At 40.5% G+C, this 25,075-nt stretch carries 23 protein-coding genes; 16 read left to right on the top strand and 7 right to left on the bottom strand.

All coding sequences use genetic code 11. The features are described 5' to 3' along the window. Window positions 1-120: 120 nt before the first annotated feature. Window positions 121-945 carry an EcsC family protein gene (locus FIU87_RS15660; protein ID WP_152445450.1) on the top strand — a complete coding sequence of 275 codons (825 nt, stop codon included), beginning with the start codon at window positions 121-123 and terminating at the stop codon, window positions 943-945. Window positions 946-978: 33 nt separating this feature from the next. Here FIU87_RS15660 and FIU87_RS15655 read toward each other — a convergent pair whose 3' ends face one another. Next, on the bottom strand, window positions 979-1,305 hold the full coding sequence (locus tag FIU87_RS15655; RefSeq protein ID WP_253905440.1) for a hypothetical protein: 327 nt from the start codon (window positions 1,303-1,305) through the stop codon (window positions 979-981). Between the two features lie 144 nt (window positions 1,306-1,449). Between FIU87_RS15655 and FIU87_RS21095 the strand changes: the two genes are divergently transcribed. Next, window positions 1,450-1,617, top strand: coding sequence for a hypothetical protein (locus tag FIU87_RS21095; RefSeq protein WP_172971078.1), 168 nt, complete (start codon window positions 1,450-1,452; stop codon window positions 1,615-1,617). Between the two features lie 32 nt (window positions 1,618-1,649). Here the strand turns inward: FIU87_RS21095 and FIU87_RS15650 are convergent, their stop codons facing one another. Then, a complete protein-coding gene (locus FIU87_RS15650; RefSeq protein WP_152445449.1) occupies window positions 1,650-2,954 on the bottom strand; it encodes a cytosine permease in 1,305 nt (434 codons plus the stop codon). A gap of 99 nt (window positions 2,955-3,053) precedes the next feature. Between FIU87_RS15650 and FIU87_RS15645 the strand changes: the two genes are divergently transcribed. Further along, the gene (locus FIU87_RS15645; protein WP_152445448.1) at window positions 3,054-3,851 is read left to right on the top strand and encodes an SDR family oxidoreductase; all 798 of its coding nucleotides are present in this window, start codon (window positions 3,054-3,056) and stop codon (window positions 3,849-3,851) included. Between the two features lie 129 nt (window positions 3,852-3,980). Beyond that, window positions 3,981-5,099, top strand: coding sequence for an alanine dehydrogenase (gene ald / locus FIU87_RS15640; protein WP_152445447.1), 1,119 nt, complete (start codon window positions 3,981-3,983; stop codon window positions 5,097-5,099). 48 nt (window positions 5,100-5,147) lie between these two features. On the opposite strand, the gene FIU87_RS15635 is transcribed toward ald, so the two are convergent. Continuing rightward, window positions 5,148-6,251: a M24 family metallopeptidase gene (locus tag FIU87_RS15635; RefSeq protein ID WP_152445446.1), complete on the bottom strand. Its 1,104-nt coding sequence runs from the start codon at window positions 6,249-6,251 to the stop codon at window positions 5,148-5,150. Window positions 6,252-6,642: 391 nt separating this feature from the next. On the opposite strand from FIU87_RS15635, the gene FIU87_RS15630 reads away from it, so the two are divergent. Further along, window positions 6,643-7,326 carry a metal-dependent hydrolase gene (locus FIU87_RS15630; protein ID WP_152445445.1) on the top strand — a complete coding sequence of 228 codons (684 nt, stop codon included), beginning with the start codon at window positions 6,643-6,645 and terminating at the stop codon, window positions 7,324-7,326. Between the two features lie 135 nt (window positions 7,327-7,461). Here FIU87_RS15630 and FIU87_RS15625 read toward each other — a convergent pair. Next, window positions 7,462-8,819, bottom strand: a protein-coding gene (locus tag FIU87_RS15625; protein WP_152446459.1) for an IS1182 family transposase whose coding sequence is annotated in 2 segments (ribosomal slippage) — window positions 7,462-8,246 and window positions 8,246-8,819 — 1,359 coding nt in all. Because the reading frame shifts where the segments join, the coding sequence is not laid out codon by codon here. 184 nt (window positions 8,820-9,003) lie between these two features. Here FIU87_RS15625 and FIU87_RS15620 point away from each other — a divergent pair. From FIU87_RS15620 to FIU87_RS15610, 3 genes are all read left to right on the top strand, one after another. Next, the gene (locus FIU87_RS15620) at window positions 9,004-9,246 is read left to right on the top strand and encodes a hypothetical protein (RefSeq protein WP_253905439.1); all 243 of its coding nucleotides are present in this window, start codon (window positions 9,004-9,006) and stop codon (window positions 9,244-9,246) included. 68 nt (window positions 9,247-9,314) lie between these two features. Beyond that, window positions 9,315-10,622 carry a CBS domain-containing protein gene (locus FIU87_RS15615; RefSeq protein ID WP_152446604.1) on the top strand — a complete coding sequence of 436 codons (1,308 nt, stop codon included), beginning with the start codon at window positions 9,315-9,317 and terminating at the stop codon, window positions 10,620-10,622. A 333-nt stretch (window positions 10,623-10,955) separates the two neighbouring features. Beyond that, complete coding sequence (locus tag FIU87_RS15610) at window positions 10,956-11,924, top strand: nuclease-related domain-containing protein (RefSeq protein ID WP_172971077.1); 969 nt, start codon at window positions 10,956-10,958, stop codon at window positions 11,922-11,924. 42 nt (window positions 11,925-11,966) lie between these two features. Here the strand turns inward: FIU87_RS15610 and FIU87_RS15605 are convergent, their stop codons facing one another. Then, window positions 11,967-12,299 carry a YtpI family protein gene (locus tag FIU87_RS15605; RefSeq protein WP_152445443.1) on the bottom strand — a complete coding sequence of 111 codons (333 nt, stop codon included), beginning with the start codon at window positions 12,297-12,299 and terminating at the stop codon, window positions 11,967-11,969. Window positions 12,300-12,476: 177 nt separating this feature from the next. Between FIU87_RS15605 and FIU87_RS15600 the strand changes: the two genes are divergently transcribed. Next, a complete protein-coding gene (locus FIU87_RS15600) occupies window positions 12,477-13,433 on the top strand; it encodes a DHH family phosphoesterase (RefSeq protein WP_152445442.1) in 957 nt (318 codons plus the stop codon). Window positions 13,434-13,470: 37 nt separating this feature from the next. Here the strand turns inward: FIU87_RS15600 and ytrI are convergent, their stop codons facing one another. After that, the gene (gene ytrI, locus FIU87_RS15595; RefSeq protein ID WP_152445441.1) at window positions 13,471-13,971 is read right to left on the bottom strand and encodes a sporulation membrane protein YtrI; all 501 of its coding nucleotides are present in this window, start codon (window positions 13,969-13,971) and stop codon (window positions 13,471-13,473) included. A gap of 1 nt (window position 13,972) precedes the next feature. Next, window positions 13,973-14,308: a sporulation membrane protein YtrH gene (locus FIU87_RS15590; RefSeq protein ID WP_152445440.1), complete on the bottom strand. Its 336-nt coding sequence runs from the start codon at window positions 14,306-14,308 to the stop codon at window positions 13,973-13,975. Window positions 14,309-14,439: 131 nt separating this feature from the next. Here FIU87_RS15590 and dnaE point away from each other — a divergent pair, with 131 nt between their 5' ends. From dnaE to pyk, 7 genes are all read left to right on the top strand, one after another. Then, complete coding sequence (dnaE, locus tag FIU87_RS15585; protein ID WP_152445439.1) at window positions 14,440-17,769, top strand: DNA polymerase III subunit alpha; 3,330 nt, start codon at window positions 14,440-14,442, stop codon at window positions 17,767-17,769. Between the two features lie 120 nt (window positions 17,770-17,889). Continuing rightward, window positions 17,890-19,128 (top strand): NADP-dependent malic enzyme, encoded by a 1,239-nt coding sequence (locus FIU87_RS15580; RefSeq protein ID WP_152445438.1) that lies wholly within the window; start codon window positions 17,890-17,892, stop codon window positions 19,126-19,128. 3 nt (window positions 19,129-19,131) lie between these two features. Then, window positions 19,132-19,743, top strand: coding sequence for a FadR/GntR family transcriptional regulator (locus tag FIU87_RS15575; RefSeq protein ID WP_152445437.1), 612 nt, complete (start codon window positions 19,132-19,134; stop codon window positions 19,741-19,743). Between the two features lie 233 nt (window positions 19,744-19,976). Further along, entirely contained in the window at window positions 19,977-20,840 is an 864-nt protein-coding gene (accD, locus tag FIU87_RS15570; protein WP_152445436.1) for an acetyl-CoA carboxylase, carboxyltransferase subunit beta, read from the top strand. Beyond that, a complete protein-coding gene (gene accA, locus FIU87_RS15565) occupies window positions 20,834-21,832 on the top strand; it encodes an acetyl-CoA carboxylase carboxyl transferase subunit alpha (RefSeq protein ID WP_152445435.1) in 999 nt (332 codons plus the stop codon). Before accD ends, accA begins: the two co-directional genes overlap by 7 nt. Window positions 21,833-22,099: 267 nt before the next feature. Beyond that, on the top strand, window positions 22,100-23,059 hold the full coding sequence (gene pfkA, locus FIU87_RS15560) for a 6-phosphofructokinase (RefSeq protein ID WP_152445434.1): 960 nt from the start codon (window positions 22,100-22,102) through the stop codon (window positions 23,057-23,059). Window positions 23,060-23,185: 126 nt separating this feature from the next. Beyond that, entirely contained in the window at window positions 23,186-24,940 is a 1,755-nt protein-coding gene (gene pyk / locus FIU87_RS15555) for a pyruvate kinase (protein WP_152445433.1), read from the top strand. Window positions 24,941-25,075 lie beyond the last annotated feature (135 nt).

Here is a 25,075-nt window from a genome sequence, read left to right as displayed (position 1 = left end):
CTTTTCTCCAAGTGAAAAGGACTGTTTTTCATTTGTAAAACCGCTATGATATAATGAAGAAAATATGGTAGGGTAAGCGAGGGGAAAAGTGTGACTAATAAGTACCAAGGGGATCGGTTTATGCAAGAGCTTGCACAATGGGAAGAAACCCTAGCTACATATGAGCCATCTCAGTTTTCAGAAACGCTAGATTATTGGATAGAAAAGGCCTTTGATTTATTGCCTCAGGAAAAAAGAGACCTGTTTTTTGCTCAAATTGACACATGGTTGTTTCATTTGCACGGATTTATCCAACAATCCTCATTTCAATCCCAAGCCGAAGAAAGGATTGTTTCCATGGCCAAAAGCTATGATGAAACGATTCAAACGATTGAAGATATAAAAGAGTTAAAGCTTTCGCAAAAGGTGTTTATTGCAGAACAGCAAATCTCAAAACAAAAGCTTTATTCTGTGATACAGGGCGGAATGACGGGAACTGCTAAGCTATCCACCATTGCAGTGGACCTACCGGCTTTTGCAGCATTGAATATTCGAACCACCCAGCTTGTTGCCATGTCCTTTGGGTATCGTTCAAGCTCCCCGATTGAAATGGTAAAATCGTTGCAGCTTTTTTACAGTGCAACCATACCAAAAAAATATCAATATGAGCGCTGGCTTGAATTAAAGGAAGACCTGGAGCAGGAAAAGGATTCATACTTTGATGTGCTGTCTGAAAAAGACCATCCAACAGTCTGGTTGCAACAACCCCTCTTACATCTGATGAAGCTGCTATTTGTAGCCGTTGTTAGTGGGAAAAGAATAAATAACCTTCCGTTTCTTGGTATGCTAACTGCAGCTGGAACCAACTACTACTGGACAAAAGAAGTGGCAGCCTACTCGAAGCACTATTATATGATGAGGCATTTTATAGAAACACAACAGGAGATCAATACAGATACATATTAAAAACGCAGCTCCCTTTTAATGGAGCTGCGTTTTTTAGGGATGAATTTTATCGTTGGTTAGATGCTGGTTCATTCTATACCAAAGCCATAGGTCATTAATAATACTGGCAAGCTCTGCTATTTCCGCATTGAGCTCACAGGAGCGCTCAAAATTGGACTCATCATTAAGCATTGCTTGTTTATTATTTATTGACGTTTCTAGATCTTTAATTCGGTCAGGAATTTTCCCGCGTATCTTTTCCCATTCCAGTAGAATACTTTGTTGTATGGCTTTATCATAATGGTTCCAGTCTAACTCTAAATATGGTAGTGCTATTCCTAGACGTTTGTCTTCCTTAAAAGAATACATTGATTCGACCATCCTTTGTCTCCTCTTTCGTCCATTGTATACCAACTAGACACAACATTCTACGCTGGGTTATATTCAATTTTTTTCCATCATTAAAACGCAAGAGGTTTGAAAAGCTAAGAAAGAGTTATAGTTCAAAGGAAGGTGGTTTTGGAGATGAAGAAAAAAGACCCAAGAGAAGTGTATTCATATGATGATGCAGCAGTCAATGAGGTGCACAACCAGATTACCGATGCATATTCCAGTGGTGTAGTTGGCGAGCAATACAGCTCTAACGCGTATCAGCCAGTAGAAGAGGAAAGCGACGATACGACAAAGCAATAATGGCAAAAAAAATAGGTGCCCTTTTTGGACACCTATTTTTGCAATTTGTAATAGAGGAAATAAATGCCTCCGGTGAAAAGAAAAGCGACAAAGCCCGGAGAAAGGGTTTCTGGTACAAGTAGGTATAGCAATATTCCTGCAGCAATACAAACAAACGCAGGCTTATTATAGGAAGGTAATCCTTCTATAATCTCAATTTTTTTCTTCTTAATCAAAAGAAAATCTATCACGATCACAGCCGATAATGGAATAACAAATGCACCAATAAAAGAAATAAATTGCTTTGCTTCTTCCACTAAATATGGTGTAAGAGAAAGAGTGATTCCTATTAATCCAAAAATTACACAGCTCTTAATACGGCCAAGCCCAGGGAAGGAGTTTAATAAGCTGAACCCTCCAGTATAAGCGTTGCTTAAATTTATCGATATCATGGAAAGAATAGCAGCTCCAAGAATGATAGAGGTGAAAATAGCAGAATCTGTCAAGCCACTTGTCACGATAAATGGATTGCTGCTTCCTGTAAGCACTGCTGAAAAGGCACCAAAAAAGGCGGTTAACATAAAGCCAGTTACATTACCCAAAAATAGACCCCAAAATCCATGGTTCGCATGAACGGCGTATCTGGTCATGTCAGCAGAGGCGGACACCCCTGACACATATTGAACAAACGCTAAGCTACCAAAAAACAACATAACAGGAATGTTCCAAGACCCCTCAGAAAAAAGGATTTCTCCTTGGCCTTTTATTCCATTATTCGTTAGAAGGTAAATCATGAGAAGCTGTCCAATTAATAAAATCGGCATAAAGTATTTTGTAGCATTTTTTACAGCTTGAAAACCTATAAGTGCTAAGAGACTCATAGTTGCGGCGAGAAAAAAAGCAATAACAGAAAAGGATGGAGCAATGGAGAAGCTCTTTTCTAGTATGTACTGAATGACCAACGTTCCTCCAATGGTTTGTACAGCAAACCAATATAAGGACGTAATGGTGCGAATGGGAGACGAGATAAATCTGGCTCCTTTCACTCCAATAATAGAACGGATAGCAAATTGAGCCGGTATTCCTTGATTGGCTCCAGGTAAAGATAAATAGGAGACGAAGAGGAATGCAAGCATGGCACCAAGGACGGTGGAGACAAAAGCTGCACCAAAGCTAAGTCCACCTTGTATCACGGCAAAAGCGGGAACTAAGAAATTTCCAGCATTAACGGAAAATGCAATTTGAATAATACTATACTCATACCATTTTGTTTGTCTAAGCTCTAGTGGAATTGCCTCTAATCCAAAGCGCTCTATACGATTTTTAGAAGCAAGGGTGGCTGGCTGCGCGTTAGCCATTACAAGTATTCCTCCTTTTTTTCGTGGACCTAAGAATCATTTTATCGTATCTTCGCAGCTTATATGTTGTAAATTTTTTTAAAGTGCAAGAAAATAGAGATGGAACGTAACCAATTAAAGGGGGAATCCAGTTTGAAACATGCAGTTATTACGGCTGGTTCCAAAGGACTTGGCAAAAAAGTAACAGACATGCTGTTAGCGAAAGGCTGCTCTGTTACCGTGAATTTCCGGAGTGACGTAGCTGCAATAAACAGTTTAAAAGATGAATGGAGCCATCTTGGAGAAGAAAGACTCCATTTTTTCCAAGGTGATGTGACGAAAAGAGAAGAGATGCATCAGCTTATTGAAGAAGCCTTAGAAAAGTTCGGCAGAATTGACTATTTAGTGAATAATGCCGGTCCCTATATTTTTGAAAGAAAACGACTGGCTGATTATTCTGATGTCGAATGGGATGAAATGATTGAGGGGAATTTAAGTGCGGTGTTCCATCTCGTCCGTAAAGTTATTCCTGTGATGAGAAAGCAGAAGTTTGGAAGAATTATTACATACGGATTCCAAGGAGCTGAATCCTCTCCTGGTTGGATTTATAGGTCCGCTTTTGCTGCTGCCAAGGTAGGTCTTGTTTCCTTGACGAAATCCATCGCAATCGAAGAAGCCGAAAACGGCATTACCGCAAACATGGTTTGTCCAGGTAACATCATCGGTGAGATGAAAGAAGCCACTATAGAGCAGTCAAAAATGCTCAAGGACAGTAAGGATACTCCAATTGGAAGATCTGGTACTGGTGAAGATATCGCAAGGGCTATTGGCTTTCTTTGTGAGGACAATTCCGATTTAATAACCGGAGCAGTGTTAGAAGTAACTGGTGGGGTAGAAGTCATTAATCGCTTGCGATAAGATTGACAATTCTGCCTTTTTGAAGCGCTTTCAAAACTATTGAAAAAACTATTTTACATTTTCTAGTTTAATGTTATATTAGTTACGTCTTAACGCTTTCTGACATATATAGAAGGAGGTATTTGATCCATGAGAATTGGAGTACCTAGAGAAATAAAGAATAATGAAAATCGTGTTGCGATGACACCTGCTGGCGTAGTGAACCTAGTTGGATTCGGACACGAAGTATACATAGAAAAAGAAGCTGGCTTAGGGTCTGGTTTTACAGATGAGCAGTACATTCAAGCTGGTGCCCATATGGTGGACAATGCTGAAGAAGCTTGGTCTATGGATATGGTCATGAAGGTAAAAGAACCTCTTCCTGCAGAGTACCATTATTTCCGTGAAGGACTTATCCTATTTACTTACCTTCACCTAGCACCAGAACCAGAGCTTACAAAGGCTCTAATTGATAATAAAGTTGTCGGAATTGCTTATGAAACGGTACAACTTCCAAACGGCTCTCTACCGCTTTTAACTCCAATGAGTGAAGTTGCTGGACGCATGGCAACGCAAATTGGCGCTCAATTTTTAGAGAAAATTAAAGGCGGAAAAGGGATTCTTCTTGGAGGCGTTCCAGGTGTTCGTCGCGGAAAAGTAACAGTTATCGGTGGAGGAGTTGCAGGAACAAATGCAGCGAAAATGGCAGTTGGTCTAGGTGCTGATGTAACAATCCTTGATTTAAATCCGGACCGTTTACGCCAGTTGGATGATATTTTCGGAAAAGACATCCAAACGCTTATGAGTAACCCATTAAATTTAGAAATCGCCGTAAAAGAATCTGACCTTGTCATCGGAGCGGTGCTTATCCCAGGAGCAAAAGCACCAAAGCTTGTAACAGAAGACATGATTAAGTCCATGGGAGCAGGCTCTGTTGTGGTTGATATCGCGATTGATCAAGGTGGAATTTTTGAAACAACGGACAGAATTACCACTCACGATGATCCAACCTATGTGAAGCATGATGTAGTGCATTATGCAGTGGCAAATATGCCAGGTGCGGTACCGCGTACTTCTACAATTGCCCTGACAAATGTAACGGTTCCTTATGCAGTACAAATTGCGAACAAAGGGTACAAGCAAGCATGTCTTGATAATGAAGCATTGCTAAAAGGTATCAACACGTTAGACGGATATGTAACCTACGCAGCTGTTGCAGAATCACACGGCTTGGCATTTGAAAGTGCAAGCAATTTATTAGTAAAATAATTTTAAAAAAGGCCACCAATACCGATCCTTCGGTTGGTGGCCTTTTTCTTATGGTTTAATGATTTTTAAATCTTTTGGATAGCTTGTAAGAAGCTCCAATCCACTGTCTGTTATTAAGATATCATCCTCAATTCGTACTCCACCTACACCCGGCTTATAAATGCCAGGCTCAATCGTGAACGTCATGCCCTTTTGCAGGTTCATGGTGTTCATAGCATTCATAGAAGGATACTCATGCACTTCAATTCCAAGTCCATGTCCGATGCGGTGAGTGAAATACTCGCCATACCCAGCATCTGTAATAATAGACCTGGCAAGCCGATCCAGCTGCCCAATTTCCACACCCGGCTTACAAGCATCCACTGCAGCAAGCTGAGCCTTTAACACTGTTTCATAAATTTCTTGCTGCTTGTCATTTACACTACCAAATGCAACCGTGCGGGTAATATCAGAGCAATACCCATTTAGTACAACTCCTAGGTCAAATAAGACAAGGTCACCATCCTGTACCGTCTCTAATCCAGGCTTCCCATGGGGAGCAGCTGTTTTCTCTCCAGTTAGCGCCATGGTCGAAAAAGACATCTGACTGATTCCTTTTTTCTTCAGTTCGTATTCAATAATAGCAACTAGCTCTTGTTCCCTAACCCCTTTTTTTAGGTGATGAACGCCAACTTCTACCCCGTAATCAGCAAGCTTTGCAGCTTCTCGTAATATAGCGATTTCATCCTCATCTTTCAATAGGCGAAGCTCATACATCTTATCTTCCGCAGAGGCTAATGCTACGCCTGGAAAAATAGACTCTAATTTATGTAATCTTGCAACTGTCATATGTTCTTTTTCAACCGCTAGCTTCTCCACAGTTATTCCCTGCTGCTTCACATACTGCCCAACTTTTTGCCAAGGGTCATCTGTGTCATCATAACCAATGATATCAAAGTTCCAACCCGTCTTCTTAACCTGCTCTACCTCCATGTTCGGACACACAATAGCAGGGTTATTATGAGGAAAAACAAGCATCCCTAGAAGTCGCTCATGTGGATCTGTGTAAAAACCACTGATATAAAAAATATTTGGTGTAGATGTTAAAAAACAAGCAGATAACCCCTCTTGCGTTGTCCAGTTCACAAGCTGTTGCAAACGATTCTCTTTCATCTTTAGCCAATTCCCCTCTCGTTACTTCTAGTTACGAAGTATTATATGTTTACAAATAGATTAACAGGGAATCATACATCTGTAAATTTTAAAAAAGAAGGAATTCGTATAAAAAGAGAGAAGGAATATTGGAGAAGTTGATGATTAAAGGCTATGTTATAGTTGGAAACTCAAAGCATGAGGTATTTTAGCTGTAGCTTATAGCAAGAGGCGTAGACTCCTATTTTCTGCGTGCCATGTATCGCTGCCGCAGCATTCCTTTTCCTACGGGAATGAAGCGACAATCTTGTGCCCCCACAGGCGAAAAGTCGAGGTGGATCATGGTCGCCTGTAGAAAGCTTAGCCAATTGCGGAAAGTTACAAATAGCCTTCACAAAAGGAGAGGTTTCGCATGAACGTATCGTATCATGGACATTCAGTGGTAAAAGTAGAAGCAAACGGAAAAACGATTCTTTTTGATCCATTTATTACAGGAAACAGCTTAACAGACTTAAAAGCAGACGATGTGAAAGTAGATGTTATCCTCCTCACTCACGGTCACAACGATCACGTGGGAGATACAGTGGACCTTGCCCTAAAAAACGACGCACTCGTCGTCGCTCCTTTTGAACTTGCAGAATACCTAGAATGGCAGGGGTTAAAAGTACATCCAATGCATATAGGCGGCAGCCATGAATTTGATTTTGGAACCGTAAAGCTAACACAAGCATTTCACGGCTCAAGCTACACTGATTATGAAACGAAAACCATCATTTATACTGGTATGCCAAGCGGAATTCTTTTAACCATTGATGGCAAAACTATCTATCACGCTGGCGACACCGCACTATTTTCTGATATGAAAATGTATGGAGAGCAGCACGATATCGACCTTGCCTTTCTTCCAATTGGCGATAATTTCACGATGGGACCAGGTGATGCTGCGATTGCAGCAAAATGGCTAAACGCCGCCACCGTTGTCCCTATCCATTTCAACACCTTCCCTGTAATTGAGCAGAATCCGCATGCCTTTGTTTCTACTCTTGCCAATGGAGTTGGAAAGGTATTAGAGGTAGGAGAATCTATCAAATTTTAATGCTAGAAAGAAGCGCGTATTTTCGCTTCTCAGCTTGTAGAGAAACCCTATGTTTTTCTCTACAAGCTTTTTTATTTTGGTGGACCATGTGATATTATCTTGCATCACACTTGAGAGAAAAAGGTTCCCACACACCTAGCCTAGCCGGGCTAGGTGTGTGGCAATCTTCTTCATGTTTTGGCAGGCTGCTGTGAGTAACACTTGTTCACTCACATTGCCTTCTCCCCTCAACCTACAGTAGCGAAGCCCATGCAGTTCTTTTGAATCTGCAAAGCTTCGCTCCACTTTTTCTTTCCTGTATTTATAAAGCATTTTTCCAGACTTAGAAAGCCTGTTTAATCGAACCTGTTCTTTATGATCTTCCCATACGTGACGGGTGACCACTTTTTGATGATTTTTGGATTGTGTACACTGATCAAGTAAAGGACAAACCTTACATTTCGAAGGATCCGATTTATACTCTCGATAGCCTTCGCGCGTGGTGGTTCGATAGGTTAAGACATCTCCGTTTGGGCAAATGTATTGATTGTTCTCTGGTTGATAGGTGAATTTCCATTTTGGAAAGAGACCTTTGATAGGGTGAAACCTTCTATGTGCGATTACTCCAAAGATGTTCCTATCCGATAATCCCTTACAAATGGGATTGGTAAGATAACCAGAGTCAAGTGCCACAGCTTCCACTTTAAATTCAAAGCGTTCCATTTGGCGGTCTATACGTGAGAGATAAGGAACAGAGTCATGAACGTTTCCAGGAGTCACAAAGGCATCAGTAATGATGTTAAATTTCATATCCGTCGTACGATGGTCAAGGTAACAGAACATTTCTTGCTTTTGATCTCGTGACATAAAGCCACAATCCGGATCCGTTAAACTTTTGCGGATTTCTTTGGTCTCTTTCACCTCCTCCCGTTCTTTTAGAGCTTTTTTCCGTTCTTTTCTCGATCCTCGCTGATAGCTTGATTTAATTCTTCTATGTATTCTCGTGTCTCTACTTCAACGGTTTTTCTTGTGAACTTATGCTTATTGGCGTTTGCTTTTAAATGGGTAGAATCCGTAAACAATACGCGTCCACCAACCATTTTGTGGTTCATGGCTTGAAGGACGATTTCATCGAATATCTCTTGGAAAATATTCGTCTTGTTAAAACGTTTGCGTCGATTCCAACTAATTGTGGAGTGGTGAGGAACAGGGTCGGTTAAACGTAATCCTAAAAACCAACGGTACGCGATGTTCATTTGAATTTCTTTTTCAAGTTGTCTTTCGGAGCGAATTCCATAAAAGTAGCCAATAAACATCATTTTGAAAAGTACGAGAGGGTCTAAAGAGGGACGTCCATTATCTTCAGAGTAGTAGGGGCGAACGCGTTCTAGGATGAAGGAAAAATCAATGTACTTATCAATTTTCCTGAGTAGATGATCTTGGGGAACGAGGTCTTCAATTGAGACAAACTCAACTTCATTTTGCGTTGTATTTCTTGTATTAAACAATAGAATCACCGCCTATATGTATTAACTATATTATAACATATTAACGCGGTAATTTGTTGAAGTTATTGAATATAAAAATGGCTGTCGAGACTTTCTCGACAGCCTGAGAAGCGCGTATTTTCGCTTCTTTTTTTTATGTGTACGCATATATTTGATACAAGCTATTTTAAAAGGAAAGGAGTGCAGAATCATGAAAAATCGTCTACTATTAGCCATGCTTTGTATTGCAGCCATGCTCTATATTGCCATCCCGCGCCTACCACTCGCTGCTGATGGACTTGCTGGCTTGTTTGCTCTTGCCTGGATACTGCTTGCCATCATGGCTGTTGGAGGCAATATCGCCGCTCTTCTCTACTTGCCAAAAAGAAAAAGAGTCATCCAAAAGGTAAAACTAGCCGAAGCAAAAAGGGCAAGGTTACGTCAATATCAGTAAACACATTGAATACGAACGCATTCATCCGTATAATAAAGATATAAATAATTAGTGGACGGGTGAAAAAATTGACGAAGCATGAGCAAATTCTCCAATATATTGAAGAGCTACCTATTGGAGAAAAAATTTCAGTTCGACAAATAGCAAAAGCACTGACAGTAAGTGAAGGAACCGCGTACCGTGCAATCAAGGATGCAGAAAATAAAGGCTATGTCAGCACCATTGAACGAGTCGGTACCATTCGTATTGAACGTAAAAAGAAAGACAACATTGAGAAGCTAACCTTTGCCGAAGTTGTCAATATTGTGGATGGACAAGTGTTAGGTGGCAGGGAAGGCTTACATAAAACCTTAAACAAATTCGTCATCGGCGCCATGAAGCTTGAAGCGATGATGCGCTACACAGATGCCGGAAACCTATTGATTGTCGGAAACCGCACCAATGCCCATAAGCTCGCCATTGAAGCCGGTGCAGCCGTGCTCATTACCGGTGGCTTTGATACCGATGATGAGGTGAAAGCCCTCGCTGACGAGATGAAGCTCCCAATCATCTCAAGCAGCTACGACACCTTCACCGTCGCGACCATGATCAACCGAGCTATCTATGACCAATTAATCAAAAAGGAAATCGTCCTTGTTGAAGATATATTAACGCCAATTGAGGCAACCACTTACCTTACTACAGAGGACACGATTACAGAATGGTACAAGGTCAACGAGGAAATTAAGCACAGCAGATTTCCAATCATCGATAAAAATTTCAAGGTGCAGGGAGTCGTGACTTCTAAAGATGTACTAGGGAAGGAAGCCACCACCCCGATTGAAAAAGTAATGACCAAAAACCCCATTACTGTTAATGGAAAAACCTCCGTAGCTTCAGCCGCCCATATCATGGTATGGGAAGGAATAGAAATGCTCCCGGTTGTTGACCCAAATCATCGTTTGTTAGGTATCATCAGTCGTCAGGACGTATTGAAGGCCTTACAGATGATTCAACGACAGCCACAAGTCGGAGAAACATTAGATGACATCATCACCAATCAATTCGTTGATGTCACCGTGTCTAAAGGGGATGAGCTTTACCAAAGTGAAGTGACTCCGCAAATGACCAACTCAGTCGGAACCATTTCCTATGGCGTTTTCACGACCATCGTGACAGAAGCAGCCAAGAGGGTGGTTCGAAACATGAAGAAGAGCGACATGGTCGTTGAAAACATCACCATCTACTTTATCAAGCCAGTGCAAATTGATAGCACCATCTCCATTCGTCCAAAGGTACTCGAGCTTGGCCGAAAGTTTGGCAAAGTGGATGTAGAAGTGTATCATGACGGTCTTGTGGTGGGCAAGGCGATGATGATGGTGCAGTTGATACAGTAGGAATAGTTGGATGGGCACTCCTTGGATTAAGGGGTGCTTTTTATTTTGGGTTGAAGTTGGAGTTGTGGGGGGAGCGGAAGGGTGGTGGGCGTGGGACAGGTGGGTAGGCCATGCGGAAATTGATGGATTTTGTCGGAAGTTGACTTATGGCTGATAAGTGCTTAGGTTTGGCTGATAAACATAAGTAACTGGCTGATAAAATGAAATTCTGGCTGATAAATCACCATTTTGGCTGATATTTTAAATGGAAAATCCAATTTCCAAATTTAAGAAGGACATCAAACACCGCTTATAGAATACTTTGCAATGAAATCACCAAAAAGGAGTGTAAAAATGATAAGCAAACCTCGAGAAAAGTCGGTAAAGTTACTCACCCTTGAAGCGGCAACAAGAAGAGTTCCATTAACACATGAAAAATACCCCCTGATTGAAAAAGAACACGCAAAATATCATTATGGTTACATAGGTGAAAAAGCTATGGACTATTTTCTCACCTTTCTTCCTCAGCAAAACATCCACATCCTCAATAGCCTTAGAATTGCAGATCCACTAAAAAGACACTTCCAAATGGATTCCCTTCTGATAACCCCTTGCTACTGTTTAATTCTCGATTCAAAATACATCTCCGGCACTTTAGAAGTTGACCTACCATCTGGCCAATTATTACGCCATAAGGGAGAAGAACGAGAAAGATTTGGTGACCCACTAGCGCAAATTTCCCGCCAGAAATACCAACTAAGTCTTTGGCTACAGAAAAATAACTTCCCCACTCCACCCATATTAGGCTATATAGTCTTAACCCATCATAATGCTACTATAATAAACACTCCCACTCAGATGGACCAAATCACCTACCACACTACTCTACCTGATAAAATCAAAATGATTGATAAGACTTACCGGAATCCTATATTAGAAGTTGATGACATAAGGCGATTAGTAAAAACATTAAAAAAGAAACATGAAAATGATTATCTCCATTTTTTAGCTAACTTCGGTATGAGCTATAAGGATCTAATAAAAGGGGTGATTTGTCCTTCTTGTTATAAGCCCCCAATGTTAAGAAGTAACGGAAAATGGCGATGTAGTTCTTGTATGCATTTTTCAAAAACGGCACACTACCCAGCTATCAATGACTATAAATTATTGGTAGGTGACACAATTACAAATGGTCAGCTGCGTGATTTTCTTATACTTAATTCTGAGAGTGTCCCAAGAAAAATCCTCTGCTCATTAAACTTACCAACTATCGGAATGAATAAAAACAAAACCTACCTCCTAGAAAAATTCACCCCAAAATAAAAAAACCGCCCCCCCAACCCTGGGAGACGGCCACACAAAACTTCAATTCGTTATCGTCTTCTCTTTCATTTCCATCTCTTTCACTGCCTCTGCTTCTTTAACTGCATACGGCAAGTAAAAACGATATGCCTTAATTCCAGCCCAAGCACTTCCGAGTCCCACGAGCATGAGGACAATTCCAACCACCGTTGCCACTGTTGAGAGTGGATTAATGAGCGTGTTTAGACCGAAAAAGAAAACAAAGCTACCAAGGGCGATACTTGATTTTGCACCTAGCCACTTTTTCTCAGCTGGGAGATGAGTACGGAAATATTTTACTTTATACATGACGTAGAACATAAGGGAAAAGATAATGAGAAATACAAAAATAGCCAAAAGGAACACTCCTTGTTTAATCGATTATTCTATCGTTATTTTAACATAAGCATACAAGCTATATTGTAACGGCTTCGTGAACAAAAAACCAGTTTTCTGAGGTAAGGGCATTTTAAGTAGGTTATTCCTTTGAGAACTGTCTGAATTGTGATTAAATAAATGTAATGATAAGCGAAAATGAGGGATAAGATGAGGCAGCAAATTATAGATGAGATTAAAGCACATGAAACAATCATCGTTCACCGCCATGTTCGTCCTGACCCAGATGCGTATGGCTCTCAGTGTGGACTGGCGGAATTGATTAAAGCAAGCTACCCTGAAAAGAAGGTATACCGGGTTGGGGAAGAAGAAACGTCCTTGCGCTTTTTAAGTAAACTTGATGAGATTCCTGATTCTACCTATGACGATGCGTTGGTTATTGTTTGTGATACAGCGAATACTGATAGGATTTGTGATAAGCGCTATAAGCTTGCGAAGAAGTTGATAAAAATTGATCACCATCCAAATGAAGATAGGTATGGCGACTTGATGTGGGTTGACACAGACTCAAGCTCAACGAGTGAAATGGTGTATGAGCTTTATTTAATTGGTAAAAACCAAGGCTGGATTATGACAATGGAAGCAGCGAGATTAATTTTTGCAGGTATTATTGGTGATACCGGGAGATTTCTTTTCCAAAGTACTAACACGAAAACGTTTCAGTATGCAAGTGAATTGCTAAGCTATGGATTTTCAATGACCGATCTTTATGATGAGCTTTATCGTACTAAGCTGCATATAGCAAAGTTAAGTGGTTATGTGCTGGAAAACTTCAACTTGCATGATAATGGGGTTGCATCTATGAAGATTACACGCGAAATTTTGCAGCGCTATAATGCGCTTCCATCAGAGGCGTCTCAGCTTGTGGGAATGCTAGGAAATATCGATGGGATTAAGGCGTGGGTATTTTTTATAGAGGAGCCAGATCAGGTGAGGGTTCGGTTACGCTCAAAAGGGCCAATTGTGAATGAAATTGCCAAAAGATACAACGGTGGGGGACATCCGCTTGCTTCTGGAGCTTCCATTTATCATTGGGAAGATGCGGAGAATGTGCTCGAGGATTTAATCTCAGCATGTGCGACTTCAGCAAAATAATGAAGGCAGAACTGGTGCGATTCAACCAGTTCTGCCATTATTCCATATTGACGATTAACAGGTCAATTTCAATGGTAGTGTCGATATACAGAAAATCAACTTCAAAACTATATTGCTTTTCATCGAGAACATAGTGTTTGTTCTCAATCATTTTTATAAGCAACTCTCTGTTTTCCTTAATGTTTGCAACGTCCTTTGATACTAGATGATTTAAATCTTCTGTGATCCTTGAAATGATGGATGTTCTGCTAAACGAATCGAGTTTATATTTTTCATGATTTATGATAGAAATGTCAAAGTCCTCAATTTCTAACTGATCCTTTTCTTCTTTCAGCTTGTCGTTGTCCTCTATTAAGATATGCATTCTTTCTTCAAGCAGTTTTACTTTTTCTCGATGTTCATTTAGTTCTCCAACATATATTTCCATGGAGGTACCGTAAATCCAAATAAAGATGAGCCAGCCAACAATGGCCCCAATTACAGCACCTGAAAAGAAGCGCTGCCAGCCCGGATCACGGTTATAGGGGGGGACTCTCATACTAAAAATTCTCCTGAGTGAACCAGCTGATTATTAATGCTCCAAGTTGAGCGCCACCTGTTGCGGAGATAATGAGAAGCAGCTGCTTTACAAGGAATTTTGTTTCACCGTCGAACAAACCCTTCTCCAAATTATAAAACGTATCAAACGTTCCGCCTATTGCGGCAACGATGGCCCATATTTTTAGGCTGTTGGCTAATCGCCACATGCGTGTGAGGGGCTGATCACCTACTAAAAAAGCAGCAATGCCTCCGATGAGCGCTCCGCCAAGAATAACCCCTATGGCAATAAAAAAACTAAAAATGAGCGTTGCAATAAATGGATCTTTTACGTCCATGATTATCATCCTTTCTGTGCTTATTTCATATATATGGACAGGGCTAAACAAGTATGTGAGGTTAGTCATTGTTTTTTGACGGATAAGAATTCTATAATAAAAATAGGAAGTTTAATAAGGTGTGATCTTACATGAGTGTTGTTCATTTACATATCAAAAGTTGCTATAGTCTTTTAAATAGCAGTGTGCGAATTCCAAGCCTAATTCAGCGTGCACAGGAGCTGGGTATGACCTCGCTTGCGCTGACAGATGAAAATGTGATGTATGGAGTGGTGGATTTTTATAAGGCCTGCAAAAAAGCAGACCTTAAGCCGATAATTGGACTAACATTATCGGTACGAAAGAAGGATGAAGAAGAGAGCGACTGCTATCCTATCATTCTTTTAGCAAAGGACAATCAAGGCTATACCAATTTAATGAAACTGTCTAGCAGTGTGCAGACAAAAGCAGTGAATGGCGTACCAAAAAGGTGGCTACGTCATTATTCTAAAGGGTTGATTGCCATTCTTTCTGCAAGTGACTCAGAACTGGCAAGTGACGAGGAAGCTTCTTCCACTGAATTCTTGGAAATGTTCGGTGGTGAGAATGTCTATCTTGGCATCAACAGAAATACAAAGGAATCCGCTCAAAAATCAGAAGAGGTCCAGAGACTACACCCAGACTTAAATTTAGTTGCATTAAGCGGTGTCCATTACTTACATAAAGAGGATGTCTTCGTTGTTGAGTGCCTTCGTAACATAAAAAATGGGACAAAGATGGAAGCAATACCGGAGAGAGCTCCTGATTATTTTAGAGATGCAAATGAATTAGTGAATCTTTTTGAGGATATTCCTGATGCTTTAGAAAATACCATTAAAATTAGCCGGATGTGTGAGGTGGAGCTTGAATTTGGTCAGGCTGCCTTGCCGAAGTACCCTGTGCCAAGTGAGATAGATGCAGATCATTATCTCGAACAATTGTGCAGGGAAGGGCTTGAGCAACGGATTGGAAATGCATCTTCTGAATACGTGCAAAGATTAAAGCACGAGCTTGAAATTATTAAAGGAATGAAATTTAGTGATTATTTCCTGATTGTGTGGGACTTTATGTATTTTGCTAGAAAAGAAGGGATTCTTACAGGACCAGGGCGTGGATCTGCTGCTGGCTCGCTTGTCGCCTACACCTTATATATTACAGATGTGGACCCAATTGAGCATGAACTGCTGTTTGAACGTTTTTTAAACCCTGAAAGAATATCGATGCCAGATATAGATATCGATTTTCAGGACAATAAACGAGATGAAGTCATTCAATATGTGGCCAAAAAATATGGAGAGCTGCATGTTGCTCAAATCATTACTTTCGGTACTTTAGCCGCTAAAGCCGCTTGGCGCGATGTGGCAAAGGCTCTGAATCTCTCAGGTAAAGAGCTGGAGATGATTTCAAGAATGATTCCGTCCCGTCCTGGTACGACATTGCAGCAGGCATACAAAGAAAATGACCGACTGCAGCGTGCAATAGGGGAAACAAAAGAACGCATGCGAGCATTTAAGACTGCCCAAAAGATAGAAGGATTACCACGGCATACATCCACTCATGCTGCTGGAGTTGTCATTACAGAAAAACCTTTAACCGAATTAATACCAGTTCAATCAGGTCAGCAGGATATTTATCTGACACAATTTCCAATGGAAACCTTAGAGGAACTGGGCTTGTTAAAAATGGATTTCTTAGGTTTGCGTAACTTAACTATGATTCAAAGTATTCGCTATAGCGTGCAGAAGGAAACAAAAAAGAAACAAAAATTCTCTATTCCAACAGATGATCCGGCTACGTATCGACTTTTAAGTGCCGGTGATACTTCAGGTATTTTTCAGCTCGAGTCTTCTGGAATGAGAAAGGTACTCGAAAAGCTTAAGCCAACCAGTTTGGAGGATATTGTTGCAGTGAACGCTTTGTACCGCCCTGGGCCAATGGAGCAAATACCTGTATTTATCGACAGAAAACATGGCAGACAAAAAGTAGAATATGCACACCCAGATTTAGTGACAATACTTCAAAAAACCTTTGGAGTCATCGTTTATCAGGAGCAGATTATGCAAATTGCAGCAAGTATGGCAGGGTTCTCTCTTGGAGAGGCGGACCTGTTAAGGCGAGCGGTAAGTAAAAAGAAGAAAGAGGTCCTAGACGAAGAAAGAGCGCATTTTGTGAAAGGCTGTTTGCAAAAAGGCTACAATGAGGAAACAGCAAATAAGGTGTATGATCTCATTGTCCGTTTTGCCGATTATGGGTTTAACCGTAGCCATGCGGTGGCATACAGTATGATTTCGTATGAGCTTGCCTATCTTAAGGCGACGTATCCAAAAATATTTATGGCTACCTTGTTATCCTCTGTAATGGGAAATGAACAAAAGCTATCTCAATACATTACCGAAACGAAAAGAAAAGGAATCTCGGTATTACCGCCTTCCATTAATAAAAGTGGAATTAGCTTTACGGTAGAGAAGGAAGGTATCCGCTTTAGCCTCCTAACGATCAAAGGAATTGGTGTGCAAGTAATCAAGGGTCTGATGGAAGAAAGAGAAAGAAAAGCGTTTGTCGATTTATTTGATTTTTGTAAGCGTGTCGGAACCAAGCTTAACCGCAAAATCTTGGAGATGCTTATTTTTGCTGGCGCATTGGACGAGTTTGGAGAGGATCGAGCAACGCTACTTGCAACTTTGGATGTGGCGCTTCAACACGCTGAACTAATGATGCCATCAAAGGACAACCAAATAGATTTCTTTTTAGAGGAAGAGTTTAATATTAAGCCAAAGTATGTCAAGGTAGAGCCGCTACCTTTAATGGAGCAGCTTCAGCTGGAAAAAGAAGCGTTGGGCTTTTACCTTTCCAAACATCCGACAGAGCCTTTTAAGGACTTTTTCCAGCTAGGAGGAGCACAGCCAATTATCGATATCGTGAGCGGCGATCAAAAAAGGGTGAAGATTGGGGCATTTATTTCTAATGATCGTGTGATTAGGACAAAAAAAGGAGAATTAATGGCATTTCTTACCCTTTCTGATCAAACAGGAGATTTAGAGGCGGTTGTTTTTCCAGATTTGTTTAAGCGACTTTCTCATAGTATCCAACCAGGACATACCCTATTATTTGATGGCCATATGGAAGAGCGCGAAGGGAAAATGCAACTCATTCTCAAGCATGCAGAAGATACTGAAACTCTCAAGGAAAAATATGCGTCCCTTGTTGGAAATCTGTTTTTACAAATTGATGAAGAAAAGCATGAATCAGAAGTACTTGAACATTTACAAAAGGTGTTAAGAAAGCATCATGGGCCATCTCCTGTTTATGTTCATTATATTCATGCGAAAAAGACGATAAAGCTTCAGCCATCCTTTTTTGTAACACCAACGGAGGAGTGCTTGGCAAAGCTTGAAACATTGCTTGGAAAACCAAATGTGGTATTCAAAAATTCTTTACAATAATTGATATTATGATATAGTTAACAGGAGGTGGTCAGACCACCTTTTTCTTCTTATTTTTCTAAATAAAATGATGATGAGAGTAATAATATCATGACGACAAAAGCAGGGGGGACATGAAACGTGTCTTTAAAAGAAGAAGCATTACATATGCATAAAGTTCATCAAGGTAAATTAGAATCCAAGTCCAAAGTTCCTGTGAGAAATGCGAAAGACCTCAGTCTTGCCTACTCTCCTGGTGTAGCGGAGCCTTGTAAAGCGATATATGATGATAATAATAAAGTTTATGATTATACAATGAAAGGCAACATGGTAGCAGTTGTTTCTGATGGTACGGCTGTATTAGGCCTTGGAAATATTGGTCCAGAAGCTGCATTGCCTGTTATGGAAGGAAAGGCTGTCCTGTTTAAAAGCTTTGCAGGAGTAGATGCTTTCCCAATTTGCTTAAATACAACAGATGTGGATAAAATTGTAGAAACAGTAAAGCTCTTAGAACCAACTTTCGGAGGCGTGAACCTTGAGGATATTGCGGCACCGAACTGCTTTGTGGTGGAAGAACGTTTGAAAAAAGAAACGAATATTCCTATTTTCCACGATGACCAGCATGGAACTGCGATTGTAACAGTTGCTGGACTCGTAAATGCCCTAAAGCTTGTTGGGAAAAATATCGGCGAAATTAAAGTGGTGGCAAATGGCGCTGGTGCTGCTGGAATTGCGATTATTAAATTGCTTTATCATTACGGTGTAAGAGACATCACGATGTGTGATTCTAAGGGTGCTATTTACGAAGGTCGCCCACTGGGAATGAACAGTGTGAAGGCAGAGGTTGCGACATACACAAACCGTAACAAAATAGAGGGCACGCTTGCTGATGTGATGAAGGATGCAGATGTATTTATCGGTGTGTCAGTTGAAGGTGCATTAACTCAAGCGATGGTGGAAAGTATGAATGAGCGTTCTATCATTTTTGCGATGGCAAACCCAAACCCAGAGATTATGCCACAAGAAGCGAAACTTGCAGGTGCAAGTGTCGTAGGAACAGGTCGTTCAGATTTCCCAAATCAGGTGAACAATGTTCTTGCCTTCCCTGGAATTTTCAGAGGTGCTCTTGATGTACGTGCCACACATATTAATGAGCAAATGAAAATTGCGGCAGTAGAAGCGATTGCAAGTCTTGTAAGTGAGAGTGAATTGTCTCCTGATTATGTTATTCCAGCTCCTTTTGATCCACGCGTAGCCCCTGCAGTTGCTGCTGCAGTTGCGAGAGCCGCAATGGAAACAGGAGTGGCCAGAATTAAAGTGGATCCAGAAGAGGTTGCTGAAAAGACCAGAAGAACAGCCATTATTGGAAAAAGTGAATAGTCTATGACGACAACAAAAATGTATCTGGAAATAGTGAAAAAAATCCGCTTCATTATTGTAGAAGATGGATTGAAAACGGGTGATAAAATTCCATCAGAAAGGGAATTGTCCGACAGACTAAATGTCGGACGTTCTTCTGTTCGTGAAGCACTCAGAGCCCTTGAACTGCTAGGTCTTATCGAGACCAAGCGAGGAGAAGGAACGTTCATTAAAGATTTCAAAGAGCATCATTTGGTTGAAATACTAGGCACCTTTATTTTGGAGCAGGATAAAACAAAAACAGATTTACTAGAAACAAAATCTGAAATCGAAAAATCCTGCATGCTTCTGTTTATGAAAAAGGCAAGTGAAAGAGATTTTGAGCTTTTGGAGAAGCTGATAAAAGAAGGGCCGGATCGATCGAATTTTTTTAAAGAGATTGTGACGGTCGTAAATAATAATTTAATGTTAAGAATATGGACTCTTGTTAATAGTTATGCTCAGATTATTGCCAAGCATAATAAGATAGAGAGTGATGTTTTCAAAGAATTGCTAGAGTGGATGAGAGAAAAAAAGAGTGGGAACGTAATAAAATTATATGAAAAACATTTTGCGGAAATTGTCGACAACGAGTAGACAAGAATCTACAACATTCCAATTAGGGTTTCCGTTACATTAACAGTATGAAAGAAAAGGTAAGTAAAGGATTTTGTTTATTGAAATAATGTTAACAGCCTTACTTACCTATATTTTGACCTGTTGTTAGGACCAAATACCAAAGCTAAGTAATAACTGGAATGAAAGTTTGAATAGAGGCCAAGCCTGGTTAGGCTTTTTCAATGGCTCAAATAAAGGGAGGTTCTGTAGCTTTGCTAAAGGATTTGTTCACAAAAAAGAAAAAATATGCAACTATTCCATCTGAACAAGCAAAACAAGATGTACCAGAAGGAATCATGACAAAATGTCCAAGTTGTAAAAAAATTATGTACACGAAAGAATTGATGAAAAATCTAAAGGTCTGCTTACACTGTGGGCACCATCACCCAATGAATGCGAAAGAAAGAATACAGAGCTTACTTGATGAAGGCAGCTTTGTGGCTTATGATGCCGATATGATTTCAGAGAACCCTCTGAATTTCCCTAACTATCTAGAAAAGCTGGAAAGTGATCGCAAGAAAACAGGTATTAATGAAGCGGTCGTGACAGGGGAAGGGAAGATCAATGAGCTTCCACTAGTAATTGCTGTTATGGATTCTACTTTTAGAATGGGAAGTATGGGATCGGTTGTTGGGGAAAAAATAACCAGAGCCATTGAGAAAGCAACGGAAAAAAAGGTACCTTTTCTTATTTTTACAGCATCAGGTGGCGCCAGAATGCAAGAAGGTGTTCTTAGTTTAATGCAAATGGCGAAAACGAGCAGTGCGTTAAAACTGCATAGTGAAAGTGGTGGGTTGATTATTTCTGTGATGACGCACCCAACTACAGGCGGGGTATCTGCGAGTTTTGCTTCTCTTGGTGACTATAATTTCGCTGAACCTAAAGCATTGATTGGTTTTGCAGGCAGACGTATTATTGAACAAACAATCAGGGAAGATCTGCCGGAGGATTTCCAAACAGCAGAATTCCTTTTGAAATGTGGACAGCTTGATGCAGTTATTCCACGCCTTGACTTAAAAGAAACACTAACTAATGTATTAGACATCCATCAGGAAGGAGGAGAGGCAGGATGGTAGGGGAATTGGAATTTGAAAAACCGGTTGTCGAGCTTCGCAAGAAAATCGGCGAGTTAAAAGAGTTTACAAAAAACAGTGATATGGATCTTACGAATGAGATTGAAAAGCTTGAGGTAAGACTTCAAAAATTAGAGACTGATATATATGGTAATCTTAGTCCGTGGGATCGAGTTCAAATTGCAAGACACCCAGAACGTCCAACTACCCTTGATTATATCGAAAGAGTGTTTACGAACTTTCTTGAACTTCATGGCGATCGTTTTTACGGAGATGATGAAGCCATTGTTGGTGGAATTGGTAAATTTGACGGAGTTCCCGTTACGATTATTGGCCACCAGCGCGGGAAAGATACGAAGGAAAACATTCGAAGAAATTTCGGTATGCCTCACCCTGAAGGATACCGTAAAGCATTAAGGCTGATGTATCAAGCGGAGAAATTTAACCGACCGATTATTTGCTTTATTGATACCAAGGGAGCATATCCTGGAAAAGCTGCAGAAGAACGAGGGCAAAGTGAAGCAATTGCCAAAAACCTTTTTGAAATGGCTGGCTTAAAGGTGCCTGTTGTATGTATCGTCATTGGCGAAGGTGGAAGTGGAGGCGCTTTGGCGCTTGGAGTTGGTAACCATGTTCATATGCTTGAAAACTCTACTTACTCTGTTATTTCTCCAGAAGGTGCCGCAGCGATCCTATGGAAGGATGCTTCTCTTGCAAAAAAAGCAGCAGAATCCATGAGAATAACGGCCCCTGACCTTCATGATTTAGGTATTATAGATAAAATCATTCCTGAAGCAAAAGGCGGTGCCCATAAAAACGTTGATTTCCAAGCAAAAGGAATCAAAGAGATTTTAAAAGAATCGCTACAGGATTTAATGCCGCTTACAGCAGATGAACTTATTGAACATCGTTATGCCAAGTACAAGCGGATGGGAGAATTCACCTTTATGGAACAGCTTAAGGAAAAGAAAGCTCCCGAAAAAATCAACCATTAAAAAGTAACAGACTCAGAAAGGACGAGGTTACACTCGTCCTTTTGTGATGAAAGAAATGAATTTTGAAAATTGGTAGTTATTTGCAGGGAACTAGGGTATCTTAAACGATGAGGCCGCATAAAATTTCACTTCTTGAAACAATTGGTCGACAAAAATCTATTGTTTTCGACACCTCTGCATGTTAATTTTGATAAAGATGCTTTACATCTTACGCTTTTTTCTAATAAAATAAGTGTTTGGATATATATAGCTCAAGAGGTGAGATAAATGAAACGAATAGGCGTATTAACTAGTGGTGGAGATGCACCTGGTATGAATGCGGCAGTGCGTGCTGTAGTCAGGAAAGCAATCTTTCATAATTTGGAGGTATACGGTATCTATCGTGGATATGCAGGACTGATTGAGGGCGACATAAAAAAGCTTGAAATTGGATCGGTAGGAGACATTATCCAACGAGGAGGTACCATGCTTTATTCTGCCCGCTGCGAGGAGTTTAAAACGCAAGAGGGCCAGTTAAAAGGTATCGAGCAACTGAAAAAGCTTGGCATTGAGGCACTGGTGGTTATCGGTGGAGATGGCTCATATCAAGGAGCAAAAAAGCTAACCGAACATGGTTTTCCATGTATTGGCGTTCCTGGAACGATTGATAATGATATTCCAGGTACAGATTTTACCATTGGATTTGATACAGCATTAAATACAGTAATTGATTCCATTGATAAAATTCGTGACACTGCAACTTCGCATGAGCGTACATACGTAGTAGAAGTCATGGGGCGTCATGCAGGAGATATTGCTTTATGGGCGGGTCTTGCCGGCGGTGCAGAAACCATTTTGATTCCAGAAGCTAAAGATGATATGCAGGAAGTCATTTCACGTTTGAAGCGTGGGACAGAGCGTGGCAAAAAGCATAGTATCATCATTGTAGCAGAAGGTGTTGGCAGTGGTGTGGAGTTCGGAAAGAAAATTGAGGAAGAGACGAACTTCGAAACCCGTGTAAGTGTGCTAGGCCATATTCAGCGAGGTGGCTCTCCAACAGCATTTGACCGCGTATTGGCAAGTCGCTTAGGTGCAAGAGCTGTGGAATTATTATTGGATGGTCATGGTGGCAGATGTGTTGGTATTCAGAAAAATGAACTTGTTGATCATGATATTATTGAAGCATTAGCCCAACAACACACGATTGATAAAAAGATGTATAACCTGTCAAAAGAACTTTCCATTTAATAATGTAATGGTTTTGGAATCGTTTTCATAACCAGGTGTGAACGTATTATTGGTGTAAGAACTGCCATTTACTTTATAATAAAAATGATAGAGTAGAACGGTATATCATATAGGAGGAAATGTTACATGAAAAAAACCAAGATTGTTTGTACAATTGGACCTGCCAGCGAGACTGTTGAAAAGCTAACTCAGCTTATTGAAGCAGGTATGAATGTTGCCCGCTTAAATTTTTCACATGGAGATTTTGAGGAGCATGGAGCAAGAATTCGTAATATCCGTGAAGCAGCAGAACGCACAGGAAAAAATGTTGCGATTCTTCTTGATACGAAAGGTCCAGAAATCAGAACGCATACCATGCAAGACGGTGCGATTGAACTGATAGCTGGTCAAGAAATTACGATTTCCATGGAAGAGGTTGTTGGAACTCCTGATAAATTTTCTATCACATATCCTGGCTTGATGGAGGATGTGCATCCTGGGTCAAAAATTCTGTTGGATGATGGATTAATTGGTCTTGAAGTACTGCATGTTGGAAATAGTGAAATCAAAACAAAAATTTTAAACTCTGGTACCTTGAAGAATAAAAAAGGTGTTAACGTTCCCGGAGTAAAAGTAAATCTTCCTGGTATTACCGAAAAAGATGCCAATGATATTCGCTTTGGAATAGAGCAAGGAGTTGATTTCATCGCTGCTTCCTTTGTTCGCCGTGCATCTGATGTGTTAGAAATCCGTGAATTACTAGAAGCACACAAAACACCTGAAATTCAAATTATCCCTAAGATCGAAAACCAAGAAGGTGTAGACAACATCAACGAAATTTTGGAAGTTTCTGATGGGCTTATGGTTGCTCGTGGTGACCTAGGTGTAGAAATACCTGCAGAAGAAGTACCTCTTGTGCAAAAAGAATTAATTAAAAAGTGTAATCTTGCTGGTAAGCCAGTCATTACTGCAACACAAATGCTTGATTCCATGCAGCGTAACCCGCGTCCAACGCGTGCAGAAGCAAGTGACGTTGCAAATGCTATTTTTGATGGTACAGATGCTATTATGCTTTCCGGGGAAACGGCAGCAGGGTTATATCCTGTTGAAGCGGTACAAACGATGCACAATATTGCCTCTCGTGCAGAACAAGCTTTATCCTACGGGGAGATTTTAAGCAAACATAGTAAACAAGCAGCATTAACGGTGACGGACTCTATCGGACAATCTGTAGCGTATACAGCGATAAACCTTGATGTTTCAGCAATTGTTACACCAACGGAGAGTGGACATACTGCAAGAATGATTTCTAAGTATCGTCCAAAAGCACCTATTGTAGCTGTCACTTCATGTGAAGCTGTTTCTAGAAAACTTGCATTGGTTTGGGGAGTATATCCTCGCATTGGTCGTCAAGCAACGTCCACAGATGAAATGCTAGAAGTAGCTGTTGAAGAATCTTTAAACACTGGAATTGTTTCTCACGGTGATTTAATCGTGATTACAGCAGGAGTTCCTGTTGGTGAAAAAGGAACGACAAATCTAATGAAAATTCATGTGGTTGGAGACGTTCTTGCAAGTGGACAAGGAATTGGCAGAAAATCTGCTTTTGGTAAAGTAGTGGTGGCAAAAACAGCAGAAGAAGCAAAAGCAAAAATGACAGAAGGTGCTATTTTCGTAACAAATGGTACGGATAAAGACATGATGCCTGCATTGGAAAAAGCTGCGGCGCTTATTACAGAAGAAGGTGGCTTAACAAGTCATGCTGCCGTTGTAGGATTAAGCTTAGGCATTCCTGTTATCGTTGGAGTAGAGGATGCGACATCTATCCTCCAAGATGGCCAAGAAATCACTGTCGACTCATCCCGCGGTACTATCTATTCCGGTCACGCAAGCGTACTATAATTTTTGTACAAACCCCCTCTTTTCTAGCATACGTTAGATGGAGGGGGTTTTTTTACGTATAGGCTTATATTAGAGTTATGGAACGTTATTTGGTATAATTGAAAAGAATTTTCATAATGGAAATGAGGCTGGTCT

Source organism: Bacillus sp. THAF10 (assembly GCF_009363695.1).
Taxonomy (GTDB): domain Bacteria; phylum Bacillota; class Bacilli; order Bacillales; family Bacillaceae_I; genus Sutcliffiella_A.
This window is presented reverse-complemented; position numbering and strand designations above follow the sequence as displayed.